This window comes from Stappia taiwanensis, assembly GCF_014635285.1.
In the GTDB taxonomy this organism is placed as follows: Bacteria; Pseudomonadota; Alphaproteobacteria; order Rhizobiales; family Stappiaceae; genus Stappia; species Stappia taiwanensis.
In genome coordinates this window covers 702,223-717,047 of sequence record NZ_BMCR01000001.1, presented here as the reverse complement: position 1 = coordinate 717,047, position 14,825 = coordinate 702,223, and the positions used below count along the sequence as shown (strand labels likewise).

Below are 14,825 nucleotides of genomic sequence, written 5' to 3'. Positions count from 1 at the left end.
ATGACAAGAGGTTGCGGCGCGTTCTTCGCAAGATGAATCCGGTCAATGAGACTCCGGGCGAGATGCGCCCGGGCCGCCACCTTTCTTGTCCGCCGGAGCGGCGCCCTTCCGCTCCGGCCCCGGTTTCCGCCGATCCGGCGGGGCGTTTGCCGGTCTGAAGAGGACCGGTCGCCGCTGCCGCCGCCTTGCCCTGTCAAGCTGGGGACCCCATGCAAACACTCGATAATTTCCTTGGCCGGCTCGGCCGCTGGCTGGCCTGGGCGGCCGTGGCCTGCCTGGTGCTGATGATGGTGGAAGTCTGTCTGGACGTCGCCGGACGGTTCCTGTTGTCCATGCCGATGCCCTCGACCCTTGAGATCGTCTCCGAGTGGTGGATGCCGGCTCTCATCTTCCTGCCGCTGCTCAATGTGGAATGGCGCGACGAGAACATCGCCGTCGACATCCTGCACCAGCGGCTCAACCCGCGCTGGCGCGCGGCCTGCGATGCCTTCGCGCTGTTGTGCTTCGGCCTCTTTCTCTGGCTGATCGCCTATGCCGGGTTCGAACAGGCGATGCGGGCCGCCCGTCAGGGCGAGTTCATCGTCGGCATGATCCCGGTGATCACCTGGCCGCCGCGCTTCTTCCTGCCCGTTGCCGGATGTCTGACCGGCCTCCTGTGCCTCGTGCGCGCCCTTGGCGCGGTGCGGGTCGCGGTGACCGGCCGGGGCGGATATCTGCCGAACACGCTCGATTCGAAGGGGTCGCACCTTGGATAGCATCACTCTCGTTTACTGGGCTCTCGGTGCGCTGCTGGTCCTTTTGGCCCTGCGCGTGCCGGTGGCCGCGGCCCTCGGCCTGGTGGCCATCGTCGGCATCTATATCCTGATGGGCGAGCGGGCGACCTGGGGCGTGTTGCGCTCGGTGCCGCATGCCTTCGCCGCCCACTGGAGCCTCAGCGCCATCCCCATGTTCCTGTTCATGGGCTACATCTGCTTCTCCGCCGGGCTGACCGACGGGCTGTTCCGGGTGGCGCGCGCCTGGCTGACCTTTCTGCCGGGTGGGCTGGCGATCTCCTCCGTTGGCGGCGCGGCGCTGTTTTCCTCGGTCACCGGATCTTCGGTCGCCTGCGCCGCGGCGATGGGCAAGATCGCCGTGCCGGCCATGCTGGAGCGGGGATACGATCCCAAGCTGGCGGTCGGCACCATTGCCGCCGCCGGCACCATGGGTTCGCTGATCCCGCCGAGCACCATCCTGCTGCTCTACGCTGTCTTCGCCGAGGTGCCGGTTAGCGAACTCTTCATCGGCGCGGTGATCCCGGGGCTGCTGACGGCGGTGATGTACAGCGCCATGATCCTGTTGCGGGTGCGGTACAACCCGGCGCTGGCGCCGCGCGAGACCGCCGTCGACTGGCGCGAGCGGTTCGTTTCGCTGGGTCAGACCTGGCCGCTGTTCCTGCTGATCGTCACCGTGTTCGGTGGCATCTTCGGCGGGCTGTTCTCGGCCACCGAGGCCGGGGCGATTGGCGCGCTGGTGTCGATCCTGATCGGCTTTGCCAAGAAGACCCTGAGCTGGAAGGCCTTGGTGCAGGCGGCGCTGGAGACCATCCGCTCCACCTCGGCGATCTTCCTGATCGCGGTGGCCGCCGCGCTACTGACCCGGCTGTTCGCCTTCGCCGGTTTCCCCGACTACGTGCAAGGCCTGATCGGCGATGACCTGTCGCCGCTGACCATCATCCTGGCCGTGTCGCTGATCTACCTGCTGCTCGGCATGTTCCTCGATCCGATCGGGGTCATGCTGCTGACCCTGCCGGTGCTGCTGCCGATCTTCGACAACGCGGGCATCAGCCTGATCTACGCCGGTGTGATCATCACCAAGTATCTGGAGATCGGCCTGATCACCCCGCCGGTCGGGCTCAACGTGTTCGTCATCAAGAACGTGGTGTCCGGCAAGGTATCCACCAGCGACGTGTTCCGCGGGGTCGGCTGGTTCCTGCTTGCCGACGTGGTGACGGTCGCCATACTGATCGCGTTCCCGGCGACGGTGCTGTGGCTGCCGGAACTGATACGGGGGTAGGGCCATGAGCGAACCGGCGTCCACACCAACGACCCTCGATGCGCTGACCGCGCGCATGATCGCGGAGATGGACGCGCTGCCGCGCCGGCTGGCCGATGGGGCACGCTACCTGATCGATCATCCCGATGATGTGGTGATCAGCTCCATGCGCGAGATCGCGGCGCGGGCCGGCGTCGCACCGGCCACGCTGGTGCGGCTTGCCCGCAGCTTCGGCTTCGCCGACTGGTCGCAGATGCGCGCGCTTTACACCGAGCATCTGCGCACCGTTCCGGCGCGCTATGCGGACAAGGCGCGGGCGGCGGTGGAAAGCGACAAGGCCGGCGGGCTGATGGCGGAGACCTTCCGGGCGCAGGAGGCAAGCCTTGCCTTTGCCGCCCAGGTCAATCCACCGGAAGCCTTCACCGAGGCGGCCCGCACCCTGGCCCATGCCAAGCGGGTCTATGTGGCCGCCTTCATGAGCTGCCGGGGGCCGGGGCTGACCTTCACCTATCTGTGCAAGATGCTGCGGCCGAATGTGGAACTGCTCGGCGGCGAAGGCTCGTCCCTTGTTGCCGATCTGTCCATGCTGGAGCCGGGCGATGCGGTGCTGTCGATCAACTTCCAGCCCTATGGGCGGGAGATCGCGCAGGTTGCCGAGGCGGTGCAGCGTTCGGGCGCGGATCTGATCAGCCTTAGTGACAGCCGCGCCACGCCGCTTCAGGCCCAGGCGCGGACCGTGTTGCTCTACTCCGCCGAAAGCCCGTCCTTCTTCCCGTCCATCGTCTCCGCCGTTGCGCTGGTGGAGAGCCTGGCCGGAGCAATTCTCGCCGAACTGCGCGACACGGCGACGGATCGTATCAACCGGATCGAGGAGCAGCTTTACGCCTCCGGATCCTATCAGCATTCGCGCCGCAGCAAGTCATAAAGAAGAACTGCCATGAGCTACGTTTTCCATCGCACCGCACTTGGCGGCTTGCCGGTTGCCGCCTCGGGCCAGGGCGCCGAAATCATCGACACCGAGGGGCGCCGCTATATCGACGCTTGCGGCGGGGCCGCCGTCTCCTGTCTGGGCCATGGCGAGCCGCGCGTTCTGGAGGCGATCCAGCGCCAGCTTTCCACCCTCGATTATGCCCATTCGAGCTTCTTTACCACGGAAGGGGCGGAGGAACTGGCCGAGCACCTGTGCGCGGCGACGCCGCTGCCGCTGGAGAAGGTCTATTACGTGTGCAGCGGCTCGGAGGCGGTGGAGACCGCCGTGAAGATGGCCCGCCAGTATCATGTCGAACGGGGCGAGCCGCAGCGCCGGGTGTTGATCTCCCGGCACCAGAGCTACCACGGCAACACGCTTGGTGCCCTGTCCTTCGGCGGCAATCCAGGGCGGCAGAAGCCCTATGCGCCGCTGCTTCTGGAACAGCGCAAGATCGAGCCCTGCTTCGACTATCGCTACCGGCAGGCGGAGGAAACGCCCGAGGAGTATGGTCAGCGTGCCGCCAATCTGCTGGAGGCGGAAATCCTCGCCGCCGGGCCGGACACGGTGATGGCATTCCTGGCCGAAACCGTGGTCGGGGCCACCTCCGGGGCGGTGGAGGCCGCGCCGGGCTACTTCCGGCGCATCCGCGAAATCTGCGACAAATACGGTGTTCTGCTGATCCTCGATGAGGTGATGTGTGGCGCCGGTCGAACCGGCCGCTTCCTCGCTTGCGAGGAAGAGGGCGTTGCTCCGGACCTCGTGACGCTGGCCAAGGGGCTGGGCGGCGGCTTTCAGCCGGTGGCCGCGGTGATGTGCACCAGCGCCATTCATGAGACCTTCGCCAAGGGCAGCGGCAGCTTCGTGCACGGGCACACCTATTCGGCCCATCCGGTGGCCTGTGCGGCGGCGCTGGCGGTGCAGAAGGTGATCCGCGACGACCGGTTGATGGACAATGTCACCGCCCGTGGCGCCGATCTTGCGGCGCGGCTCGGGGCCCGGTTCGGCAATCATGCCCATGTGGGCGATATTCGCGGGCGCGGCCTGTTACAGGCCATCGAACTGGTGGAAGACCGGGCGGGCAAGACCCCGTTCGACCCGTCGCTGCGGATTGGCGCGCGGATCAAGCGCGAGGCGATGGACCTGGGTCTTCTGGTCTATCCGGGAGCGGGAACCGTGGATGGCACCTGCGGCGATCACATCCTGCTGGCGCCGCCCTATAACATCGACGCGCAGATGGTCGGGGAGATCGTTGATCGTCTCGGCGATGCGGTCGACCGCGCGATCGCCGCGCTCTGACCCTTGCGGATCTTCGGTCTCGCGCCCTTAACCGGGGGCGGGACCCTCGAACTGGACGCCGAGGTCGGTGCCCGTGCGCCAGCGCACCACGGCGATGACGCGAATGTCGTCATTTACCACGCGCAGCTCGAACCGGTCCGGGATCGACACCGTTGAGGGAAGCTTCAGAAGAGCCCCGTTCTCCGACAGGTTCCGAACCCGGCAATCGAAGACCGAACTCTGGCCATTGATGACGATCTTGCCGCTCTTGAGCGTGCGATGTCGGGGAGAGCTGCGTCGTTCCGGACCGGTCATGGCGTGTGTCGACCTCGAAGTTCCACGTCAACGTGTATATAGCACAGAATCCCTGCCGCTGGTCGGCCGGGGGAATACCTTGCTTGTGAATAAGCGGGCGGGCGACCTGCCGCAAGGGACCCGTGGACTGTGGGAAACGCGTAGACGTGAAAGCCCGGGCGCGGGCCATCATGCTTGACCCTGCACGCTGCGTCATGCAATCCACAGCCAGCAATTGCTCTTCCGGTTGAGAGGGATGGACCAAGGACATGAGCATCTTGATTTCAGGACTGATCCTGTTTTTCGCAGCGCATGTCGTGCCGATGCGTCCGGCCTTGCGCGCCGGCTTGCGCACCAAGCTGGGTGAGATGGGCTACAAGGCGGCGTTTTCGCTGGTCTCGCTGACCGGATTCGCGCTGATCGTCTATGGCTATGGCGAAGCGCGCATGGCCGGCTCTCCGCTGCTCTATGACCCGCCCGTGTGGCTGCGGCATGTGACCATGCTGGTGATGGTGCCGGTGTTTGTGCTGCTGGTCGCGGCCTATGCGCCGGGCGGGCGGATCAAGGCCGGCGTCAAGCATCCGATGGTGCTGGCGGTGAAGATCTGGGCCGTGGCCCATCTGCTGGCCAATGGCGACCAGGCCTCGGTGCTGCTGTTCGGTGCGTTTCTCGTCTGGGGCATCGTCGACCGGATCTCCCTGAAGCGGCGCGGCGACATTGGCGGGGCGGCGATTGCCGTGCCATCGAAAAGCGGTGATGCGATCGCCATTCTCGCCGGTCTTGCCCTCTATGCCGCCTTCATCGTCGTGCTGCATGAGTGGCTGATCGGCGTGCCGGTGGTCTGATAACCGCTGGTTGGCGGGCGCCCTTGCCTCACTTGCGCCATGAAGAGGCGCGAGGAGGGCGCGAACGGCGTTTGCCAGTGGGATGGCAAATGGATAAGGTGGCGCCGCGCGGGCGCCGCTCGCATCACTTTCTCTTCTTTTCGTCAGGAAATCGCTGCGTATGTCGGACATTTTTCGTGAGGTCGACGAGGAAATCAGGCACGAGCGCTACAAGCGCCTGTGGGATCGCTTCGGGCCCTGGTTGATCGCCCTCGCACTTGTCGTGGTCGTCGGCACGGCTGCCTATCGGGGCTGGCTGTACTGGCTCGAAACCGAGGCGCAGAAATCGGGCGATGTGTTCATCAAGGCCTCCGAACTGGCCGAGGACGGCAAGCTGGCCGAGGCACAGGAGCTGCTCGCCAGCCTGACCGATGCCCAGGGCGGATATCCCGCCCTCGCGACCCTGCGGGCCGCCGGCGTTCAGGCCGAGGCCGGCGACAAGGCCGAAGCCATGGCCGCCTTCGATGCCTTTGCCGCCAGCTCCGGCGAGGATGCGCTGCTGCGCAACGTGGCCCGGCTGCGGGCCGGTTATCTGGCGCTGGAGTTGGGCGACTTCACCGGCGCGGCGGATCGTCTGGAGCCGCTCACCGGTCCGGACAGCGCTTGGCGGTTCCTGGCCGGCGAAGCGCTGGCACTCGCCGCTTGGAAGAATGGCAACAGCGCCGAGGCACGCCGCCGGATCGAGGAAATCACCGAGAGCGCGGAGGCCCCCAGCGATGTGGTGGCGCGCGTCGGTACCGTTCTCGATCTCCTGAACGCGGCGGAAGGGACCCCCGACAAGAAGGCCGAATCGCAATGACCCGTGGTTTCATGATCCGCGCCGCGCTGCTGTGCGGTGCGCTGGCGCTCGCGGGATGCGAGACCGTTTCCGATCTCAACCCGTTCTCCAAGGATGACGAGATCCTGCCGGGCGAGCGCGAGGCGCTGTTCGCAGGGGCGGATCCGCTCGCCGAGACCACCGGCAAGACCGCGCGGGTCGGCAAGGCAACCTCGGCCGGGTCCTGGACCCATGGCGGCGGCAATGCCGCCAACAACCCGGGCAATGTCGCCACCAACATTTCCGGCGGACGCGCCTGGCGCGCCTCGATCGGTGGCAGCGGCGGCGGCCTGTTCTCCGGCGCCGTGCGGATCGCCGCACGCCCGGTGGCTGCTGGCGGCCGGATCTTCGTTTATGCCCAGAATGGCGACGTGGTGGCCCTGTCGACCAACGGCGGGCGCGCCTGGCGCCGCTCGCTGCGTCCGGAAGGCGAGAATGACGTGGCCTCCGGCGGCGGTGTCGTCGTCGATGGCGGCCGGGTCTTCGCCGCCACCGGCTATGGCCAGCTCGCCGCGCTGGATGCCGGCTCGGGCCGGGTGCTGTGGACCAAGGACATCGGCGCTCCGGCGCGTCAGGCCCCGGCCGCGGCCAATGGCACGGTGTTCGCCGTCACCCAGACCGGCGAAGTGCATGCGCTCGCCCAGGAGGATGGCGCGGAGCGCTGGACCTATTCCGGCATTGCCGAGAGCAGCGGTCTGCTTGCCTTCGCCAATCCGGCGATCTCTGGCGGTCTCGTGATCGTTCCCTTCACCTCCGGTGAGGTGATGGCCGTCGATATCAAGAGTGGCGAGCCGAAGTGGATCGAGGGCGTAACGCGCTCCTTCCGGACCCGCGCCGTTTCCGGCTTTTCCGACGTGTCCGCCAGCCCGGTGGTCGCCGATGGGGTGGTCTACGCCTCTGGCGTGTCCGGACGGCTGGTCGCATCGAAGCTGAGGACCGGCGAGCGCCTGTGGGAGCAGAATGTCGGCTCGGTACACACGCCGGTCGTCTCTGGCGGAGCGGTGTTCCTGGTCGACATCGAGGACCGGATGGTGGCGATCGACCGCAAGAGCGGCGAGCCGCTGTGGCGGACTGCGCTGCCGAGCCTTGAGAAGAAGAAGCGCATCAACTGGGCCGGACCGGTGCTTGCCAACGGGGTTCTCGTGGCGGTATCGAGCGACGGGCGCCTCGTGCGTGTCGACGCGACCTCCGGCCGGATCCTGGCGACCACATCGACCTCGGAGGACATCTACGTCACTCCGATCATCGCTGGTGGGCGCATGATCACGATCACCAGCAAGGGCGACGTCGTCGCCTTCAATTGACCCAGGACCGTTCGTCCTGCTCGCGCCCGCCGCGCCGCTTGTCGGCGGGCGACCATGAAGTGGTAATACCGTGCCTGCGACCATCGCGATTATCGGCCGACCGAATGTCGGCAAGTCCACGCTGTTCAACCGTCTCGTCGGCAAACGCCTGGCGCTTGTCGACGATACGCCCGGCGTCACCCGGGACCGGCGCGCAGGCGATGCGCGCCTCGGCGATCTGAAATTCACCATCATCGACACCGCCGGACTGGAAGAAGCCGATCAGCGCTCGCTGGAAGGGCGGATGCGGGCGCAGACCGAGGAGGCGATTGCCGATGCGGATGCGGTGCTGTTCGTCATCGACGCGCGCGCCGGGGTGACACCCAGTGACGCCCATTTCGCCAATCTTCTGCGCCGCACCGATACGCCGATCATTCTTCTGGCCAACAAGGCCGAGGGGCGGGCCGGCGAGAGCGGGCTCTACGAGGCTTTCGGGCTCGGCTTCGGCGATCCGATCGCCATGTCGGCTGAACACGGCGAAGGGCTGGCGGATCTTTACGACGCGCTGCTGCCGATCATCGATGGGGTCGAGGCCGCCGAGGATACCGGCGCCGAGGCCAAGACCGATGTGGATGTGGAGGACGCCGAGGACGAGGCGCCCGCCGGTAGTCGGGAACGGCCCTTGCGGGTGACCATCGTCGGCCGGCCGAACGCGGGCAAGTCCACCTTGATCAACCGGATTCTCGGTGAGGACCGGCTGCTGACCGGTCCGGAAGCGGGCATCACGCGGGATTCCATCTCCGTCGACTGGGTCTGGAACGACCGGCATGTGAAGCTGTTCGATACCGCCGGCATTCGCCGCAAGGCGCGGGTGCAGGAAAAGCTGGAGAAGCTGTCCGTCGCCGATGCGCTGCGGGCGATCAAGTTCGCCGAGGTGGTGATCGTCACGCTCGATGCCACCATCCCGTTCGAGAAGCAGGACCTGCAGATCATCGATCTGGTCGCCCGCGAGGGGCGGGCGCTGGTGATCGCCATCAACAAGTGGGATCTGGTCGAGGATCGCGCGGCGGCGATGCAGGTGATCAGTGACGCCTCCGAACGCTATCTCAACCAGATTCGCGGCGTGCGCATCGTCACCATGTCCGGTCTGCACGGGCGGGGCATCGACAAGCTGATGGAGGCCGCCTTCAGCGCCTATGAGGTCTGGAACCGGCGTGTGTCGACCGGCCGGCTGAACCGCTGGCTGGATGGCGTGCTGATCCATCATCCGCCCCCGGCGGTCGCCGGGCGTCGGGTCAAGCTGCGCTATCTGACCCAGCCGAAGACCCGGCCGCCGCATTTCGTGGTGTTTTGTTCGCGGCCCGAAACCCTGCCGGAGAGCTATACCCGCTATCTGGTGAATGGCCTGCGCGAGACTTTCGACATGCCGGGCACGCCGATCCGGCTGAGCTACCGCAAGGGCGACAACCCCTACGCGGCCAAGGCGCAAAAGCGCAAGATCCAATAGCCGGACGCGCTGTCCCGCAGGAACCATCAAAAAGCCCGCCGCTGCCATTTGGCAGGGCGGGCTTTTTCGTGATGGTCGGTGAGCTTGGGAAACGCTCCGGGGTGCCGCGAGAGTGCGTCTGGCGGAGCGTTTTCCTTATGAGGAGACTTGCACGAAGTCCCGCAACTCCTTCGACGGGAAGTCGAAAAGCTGGCCGTTCGCCGTGTTCTCCGGCGCCACGAGGTCGAGCAGATGCGGTACCAGCTCGGAGGGGTGCGGCAGGGTCTCCGGATCCTCTCCGGGCATTGCCTGCGCCCGCATGGCGGTGCGCATCGGGCCGGGATTGACCAGCATGCCGGTGATCGGCGTGGTCAGGGTCTCGGCGACATAGGTGCGCACCAAGGCTTCCAGGGCCGCCTTCGACACGGAGTAGGGGCCCCAGTAGGCCTTGCACTTGTGAGCTGCTCCGGAGGACAGGAACAGGGCACGCCCGGCATCGGACTGGCGCAGCAGCGGGTCAAGCGAGCGGATCAGCCGCCAGTTGGCGGTGACGTTGATCGCCATCACCTTGTCCCAGGTCTTGGGATCGACATGGCCGAGCGGCGACAGGCCGCCGAGGATGCCGGCGTTGCCGATGAGGATGTCGAGCTTCTTCCAGCGTTCGTAGAGTGCGGCACCGAGCCGGTCGAGCGCCTCGTAGTCGGTCAGATCGACCGGCACCAGCGTTGCCTGGCCACCGTCGGCGCGGATCTCGTCGTCGAGCTCCTCCAACCCGCCGACCGTGCGCGCGACCGCCACCACATGGGCGCCTTCCGCCGCGAGCGCGCGGGCCGTGAAATAGCCGATACCGCGCGAGGCGCCGGTGACGACGGCGACCCGTCCTTCAAACCGTTTCGTCATTCGTGATTTATCCTACTTCGACCAGACGCGGGAGGTGGGTGACATCGCCTTCCTCGGCCATGTCCGTGAGCGGCGTCGGGTAGTCGCCGGTGAAGCAGTGATCGGTGAACTGCGGAGCGTCGTTGTCGCGCCCTTCGTAGCCAATGGCCTTGTAGATGCCGTCGACCGACAGGAAGGCCAGGGAATCGGCGCCGATGTAATTGCGCATTTCCTCAAGGCTGTACTTGGCGGCCAGCAGCTTCTCGCGCACCGGCGTGTCGATGCCGTAATAGTCGGAGAAGCGGATCGGCGGCGAGGCCAGCCGGAAATGCACCTCGCGCGCGCCGGCGTCGCGGATCATCTGCACGATCTTCACCGAGGTGGTGCCGCGCACCAGGCTGTCATCGACCAGAACCACCCGCTTGCCCTCGATCTGGGCGCGGTTGGCGGAGTGCTTCAGCCGCACGCCGAGGGTGCGGATCTGCTGGGTCGGCTCGATGAAGGTCCGGCCGACATAGTGGTTGCGGATGATGCCGAGCTCGAAGGGAATGCCGGAGGCATCGGCGTAGCCGAGCGCGGCGGGAACACCGGAATCGGGCACCGGCACCACCACATCGGCCTCGACCGGGGTTTCCTGCGCGAGCTGACGACCGAACTCCTTGCGCACATTGTAGACGCTGCGCCCGCCCAGGATGGAATCGGGCCGCGAGAAGTAGATGTATTCGAAGATGCAAGGGCGGGCCGGCCGGCGGCCGAAGGGGAAGTAGCTTTCGATGCCGCTGGGGCTGCAGACCACCACTTCGCCGTTTTCCACCTCACGGATGAAGGTGGCGCCGATGATGTCGAGGGCGCAGGTCTCCGAGGCGAAGATCGGCGCGCCATTGAGATCGCCGAGCACCAGCGGGCGGATGCCGAAGGGATCGCGGGCGCCGATCAGCTTCTTGCGGGTCAGCGCTACCAGCGAATAGGCGCCTTCCATCTGCGTGATGGCGTCGATGAACCGGTCGACGATCTTGTCCTTGCGGCTGCGCGCCACAAGCTGGAGCACCACTTCCGAATCGGAGGTCGACTGGCAGATGGCGCCTTCCTTGATCAGCTTGCGCCGCAAGGTCATGGCATTGGTGAAATGGCCGTTGTGGCAGACGGCGATGCCACCGCCATCCAGTTCGGCGAACAGCGGCTGCACATTGCGCAGGATCGTCTCGCCGGAGGTGGAGTAGCGCACATGGCCGATGGCGTAGGGGCCGTTCAGGCGGCTGATCGTCTCCGCATTGGAGAAGTGATCGCCGACGAGGCCGAGATGGCGCTCGGAGCGGAACTGGCTGCCGTCGAAGGTGACGATGCCGGCCGCTTCCTGCCCGCGGTGCTGCAGGGCATGAAGGCCGAGCGCCGTGATGGCGGCCGCGTCGTCATGGCCGAGAACGCCGAACACCCCACATTCTTCGTGCAGGGTATCGCCGTCCAAATCATCCTGTGAAAGCTCCAGCGTGGTGTCGCTGATCATCGCTTTGCTCCTGGGCAGATGTCGCATCAAGGATGCCGGAAGCCGGTCCGGCGCGCCGTTCAGTTGTTGGTCGAACCGGGCGCGGTCAACTGTTCGAGACCGCGACGTTCAGAATCCGAATAGGCCGGCTCTTCCGCCGGAACCGCGCCACCTTGCGCAGGCGACGGGGCCTGGCCGGTGCGATTGCGGATCCGGTCAAGGATCTCCTTTTCCGGATTTTCCGGCAGCGTGGCGACCAGCTTGTCGCCGATCGTGTCCAGCATCGGCTTCGACTTGGCGCCGGCCACCCAGCCGGGCTGTTCCGTGGCCGGGACGAACCAGTTGAAGAACAGCATCGCGACCACCACCAAGAGCAGTCCGCGCAGCGCGCCGAAGACAAAGCCGAGGGTGCGGTCCAGCGCGCCGATCCGGCTGTCGAGCACGAAATCCGAAATCCGCATTGTAATATAGCTGACGATGATCAGCGTGACGAGGAAAACACCGGCCACGGAGACGCCGAGCGCCACCTGCTCATGGCCGATATACTGCTTGGCGAAGGGCAGGACCTGGCCATAAAGGAAATAGGCGGCCACAGCCGCCGCGACCCATGAGGCGATCGACAGGACCTCGCGGACGAAGCCGCGGATCATGGCGAGGACCGCCGACATGAGCATGATGACGAGGAGGATTCCGTCGAGAAGCGTGATCGGCATTGCTCCGCACAGTCCCTGATCGCTGCCATTACGGCGTGGTCGGCCCATAAATCCGCGTGAGCCGGGCGCGGTTCGATCCTATGACGCGGGATCTCCGGCAGAGCCGGCTGCGATACGGCTTACGAGTTCGGCCAATTCCGAAAGCCCGGTAACCGCCGCTTCATCGACCTTGCCGTCACTGATGTTTGCCTCCGGCACGACCGCCGTCGAGAACCCGAGCTTGCGTGCTTCCTTCAACCGGCTTTGCCCTTGCGAGACCGGTCGTACCGCCCCGGAAAGGCTGACCTCGCCGAAATAGACGCAATCGGCTGGAAGGGCAACCCCGCTGAGCGAGGAGATCAGCGCCGCGGCCACCGCAAGATCGGCGCCGGTCTCGGTAATCCGCAAGCCGCCGGCGACGTTGAGGTAGACGTCGTTCTGGGAAAAGCGGACGCCGCAGCGCGCTTCCAGCACGGCCAGAATCATCGACAGGCGGGCGCTGTCCCATCCCAGCACCGAGCGGCGCGGGGTGCCGAGGGGCGAGGGGGCGACCAGCGCCTGGATCTCGATCAACAGCGGCCGGGTGCCCTCAAGGCCGGCGAACACCGCCGCGCCCGGGGATCGCCCGCTGCGTTCGCCGAGGAACATTGCCGACGGGTTGGCGACCTCGCGCAGGCCTGCGTCGGACATCTCGAAGACGCCGATTTCGTCGGTGGCGCCGAAGCGGTTCTTCACCGAGCGCAGGATGCGATACTGATGCGCGCCGTCACCCTCGAAATAGAGCACCGCATCGACCATGTGTTCGACCACCCGGGGGCCGGCGATTTGCCCGTCCTTGGTGACATGGCCGACGATGATCACCGTGGCGCCGCTCGATTTGGCGTAGCGCACCAGCGCCTGGGCCGAGGCGCGGACCTGGGAAACCGTACCGGGGGTGGAATCGATGGTCTCGGTCCAGAGAGTCTGGATCGAATCGATGATCACCAGCGCCGGGGGCGGCCCGGCGGTCAGGGTGGCGAGGATATCCTCCACGCTGGTTTCCGCCGCCAGCCCCACCGGTGCATCGGCAAGACCAAGGCGGGCGGCGCGCAGCCGCACCTGGCCGATGGCCTCCTCGCCGGAAATGTAGACCGCCTTGTGCCCCAGCCGGGCGACCCGGGCGGCCGCCTGGATCAAAAGGGTCGATTTGCCGATTCCCGGATCGCCGCCGACCAGGAGCGCGGAGCCGCGCACGAAGCCGCCGCCGGTCACCCGGTCGAGTTCACCGACCTTGGTGGCGATGCGCGGGGCTTCTTCCGTGTCGCCGGTCAGGCCGACGAGCGGGACGATCCGGCCCTTGCGCCCGGCCACCGGGTTGGGCGTGCCGCCGACGCCGCCGCCGGTGCGTTCCTCAACCAAGCTGTTCCATTCGCCGCAGGCATCGCAGCGGCCCGCCCATTTGCCGGTGGTGGCACCGCAGGACTGGCAGACGAAGGACGTGCCGCGCTTGGCCATCAGTTGGCCGCGTCCGAAAGGGGGGCGGTACCGGCGGCGGTGTCCGGCAGGTACCGCCGGGCGAACCGTGCGCCCAGCGAGGTGAGAAACTCATAGCCGATGGTGCCGGCGCAGGCGGCGGTCTCATCGACGGAGACATGCGGGCCGAACAGCTCGACCAGAGCGCCGGGGACGGCCTTGTCCATCGGGACGTTGGTGACGTCGAAAGCGGTCATGTCCATGGAGACCCGGCCAAGCACCGGCAGATAATGACCGGCGAGCCAGGCGCGGGCACCAGGCTGTCCGCTGGCGGAGCCGGCGCGCCGCATGTAGCCATCCGCGTAGCCGGCGGCCACCATGGCCACCTGCATGTCCCGCTCGGCGGCGAAAGCCGCGCCATAGCCGATGGTGTCGCCCTTTTTCAGCGGGTGCACCTGAAGAATGCGCGCTTCCAGCGTGACGACGGTCTTGAGGAGGCTTTCCTCGTTCGCCGAGGCCTGCGAGCCGTAAAGGGCGATGCCGGGGCGGGCGAGGTCGAAATGATACTCCGGCCCAAGGAAGATGCCGGCGGAATTGGCCAGTGACTTGCGCGCATCCGGGAACAGCCCGGCCAGTTCGCGAAAGCGGCCGAGCTGGCGGTCGTTCATCGGGTTTCCCGGCATGTCGGCGCAGGCCAGATGCGAGATCACCAGCGCGGGGCAAAAGCCGGAGGCGGCAACCGCCCGCGCCTCGTCCGGGGAGAGGCCAAGCCGGCTGATGCCGGTGTCCACATGCAGGGCGGCGGGGCAGGGGGCGTCGGTGCGGCGGGCATGATCGGCCCATTCCGCCACATCGGCGGGGCTGGCGAGAACCGGCCGCAGCCCGTGGCGGCTGTAGGCGGGGGCAGCGCCCGAGTAGAGGCCGTTCAGCACGTAGATTTCCGCCTCGGTTGCCTCGGGGCCGACGAGAGCCAGGTCCTCGCGCAGCCTTGCCCCTTCCTGCGGGGTGGCGACAAAGAAGCTGCGGCAGCCGGCGCGCCACAGGGTACGGGTCGCTTCACCCGCGCCAAGGCCGTAGCCGTCGGCCTTGACGGCGGCACCGCAGCGGGCACCGCCCGAAAGCTGTGCGGCCAGCGTGCGCCAATTGTCGGCCAGTGCGCCGAGGTCGACCGTAATCCGACCGTTTTCCGGGAACTCCGCCCCGTCCCGGTCGCCCGTTCCTTGCGAGACCTTCACATCCTGATCCATCAGTTCGTTTGTCGCCGTGGGCGCGGCTGCGC

Annotated in this window: 14 protein-coding genes; 8 read left to right on the top strand and 6 right to left on the bottom strand. The window is 66.7% G+C overall.

Annotated elements, in window-relative coordinates:
- The first annotated feature begins 209 nt into the window (after nt 1–209).
- From IEV83_RS03180 to IEV83_RS03165, 4 genes are read left to right on the top strand one after another with little or no spacing between them, the layout of a single operon-like run.
- Nucleotides 210–755 carry a TRAP transporter small permease subunit gene (locus IEV83_RS03180; RefSeq protein WP_181761878.1) on the top strand — a complete coding sequence of 182 codons (546 nt, stop codon included), beginning with the start codon at nt 210–212 and terminating at the stop codon, nt 753–755.
- Nucleotides 748–2,052 (top strand): TRAP transporter large permease, encoded by a 1,305-nt coding sequence (locus IEV83_RS03175; RefSeq protein ID WP_181761879.1) that lies wholly within the window; start codon nt 748–750, stop codon nt 2,050–2,052. The genes IEV83_RS03180 and IEV83_RS03175 overlap by 8 nt, the downstream gene beginning before the upstream one ends.
- Nucleotides 2,053–2,056: 4 nt before the next feature.
- Nucleotides 2,057–2,956: a MurR/RpiR family transcriptional regulator gene (locus tag IEV83_RS03170; protein ID WP_181761880.1), complete on the top strand. Its 900-nt coding sequence runs from the start codon at nt 2,057–2,059 to the stop codon at nt 2,954–2,956.
- Between the two features lie 12 nt (nt 2,957–2,968).
- Nucleotides 2,969–4,297 (top strand): aspartate aminotransferase family protein, encoded by a 1,329-nt coding sequence (locus IEV83_RS03165; RefSeq protein ID WP_181761881.1) that lies wholly within the window; start codon nt 2,969–2,971, stop codon nt 4,295–4,297.
- A 27-nt stretch (nt 4,298–4,324) separates the two neighbouring features.
- Here IEV83_RS03165 and IEV83_RS03160 read toward each other — a convergent pair whose 3' ends face one another.
- Nucleotides 4,325–4,591, bottom strand: a complete 267-nt coding sequence (locus IEV83_RS03160; RefSeq protein ID WP_181761882.1) for a PilZ domain-containing protein — start codon at nt 4,589–4,591, stop codon at nt 4,325–4,327.
- Nucleotides 4,592–4,839: 248 nt separating this feature from the next.
- Between IEV83_RS03160 and IEV83_RS03155 the strand changes: the two genes are divergently transcribed.
- The 4 genes from IEV83_RS03155 to der all read left to right on the top strand — a co-directional run bounded on the left by IEV83_RS03155 (nt 4,840) and on the right by der (nt 9,061).
- Entirely contained in the window at nt 4,840–5,415 is a 576-nt protein-coding gene (locus IEV83_RS03155) for an NnrU family protein (RefSeq protein ID WP_181761883.1), read from the top strand.
- 160 nt (nt 5,416–5,575) lie between these two features.
- Nucleotides 5,576–6,253 carry a tetratricopeptide repeat protein gene (locus IEV83_RS03150; protein ID WP_181761884.1) on the top strand — a complete coding sequence of 226 codons (678 nt, stop codon included), beginning with the start codon at nt 5,576–5,578 and terminating at the stop codon, nt 6,251–6,253.
- The gene (locus IEV83_RS03145; protein ID WP_181761885.1) at nt 6,250–7,575 is read left to right on the top strand and encodes an outer membrane protein assembly factor BamB family protein; all 1,326 of its coding nucleotides are present in this window, start codon (nt 6,250–6,252) and stop codon (nt 7,573–7,575) included. The genes IEV83_RS03150 and IEV83_RS03145 overlap by 4 nt, the downstream gene beginning before the upstream one ends.
- 70 nt (nt 7,576–7,645) lie before the next feature.
- Complete coding sequence (gene der / locus IEV83_RS03140; protein WP_181761886.1) at nt 7,646–9,061, top strand: ribosome biogenesis GTPase Der; 1,416 nt, start codon at nt 7,646–7,648, stop codon at nt 9,059–9,061.
- 135 nt (nt 9,062–9,196) lie between these two features.
- Here the strand turns inward: der and IEV83_RS03135 are convergent, their stop codons facing one another.
- From IEV83_RS03135 to alr, 5 genes are all read right to left on the bottom strand, one after another.
- Nucleotides 9,197–9,940 carry an SDR family NAD(P)-dependent oxidoreductase gene (locus tag IEV83_RS03135; RefSeq protein WP_181761887.1) on the bottom strand — a complete coding sequence of 248 codons (744 nt, stop codon included), beginning with the start codon at nt 9,938–9,940 and terminating at the stop codon, nt 9,197–9,199.
- 7 nt (nt 9,941–9,947) lie between these two features.
- Nucleotides 9,948–11,423 carry an amidophosphoribosyltransferase gene (purF, locus tag IEV83_RS03130; RefSeq protein ID WP_181761888.1) on the bottom strand — a complete coding sequence of 492 codons (1,476 nt, stop codon included), beginning with the start codon at nt 11,421–11,423 and terminating at the stop codon, nt 9,948–9,950.
- A 59-nt stretch (nt 11,424–11,482) separates the two neighbouring features.
- A complete protein-coding gene (locus tag IEV83_RS03125; protein ID WP_181761889.1) occupies nt 11,483–12,115 on the bottom strand; it encodes a CvpA family protein in 633 nt (210 codons plus the stop codon).
- Nucleotides 12,116–12,193: 78 nt separating this feature from the next.
- On the bottom strand, nt 12,194–13,588 hold the full coding sequence (radA, locus tag IEV83_RS03120; protein WP_181761890.1) for a DNA repair protein RadA: 1,395 nt from the start codon (nt 13,586–13,588) through the stop codon (nt 12,194–12,196).
- Complete coding sequence (alr, locus tag IEV83_RS03115) at nt 13,588–14,793, bottom strand: alanine racemase (protein WP_181761891.1); 1,206 nt, start codon at nt 14,791–14,793, stop codon at nt 13,588–13,590. The genes radA and alr overlap by 1 nt, the downstream gene beginning before the upstream one ends.
- Nucleotides 14,794–14,825 lie beyond the last annotated feature (32 nt).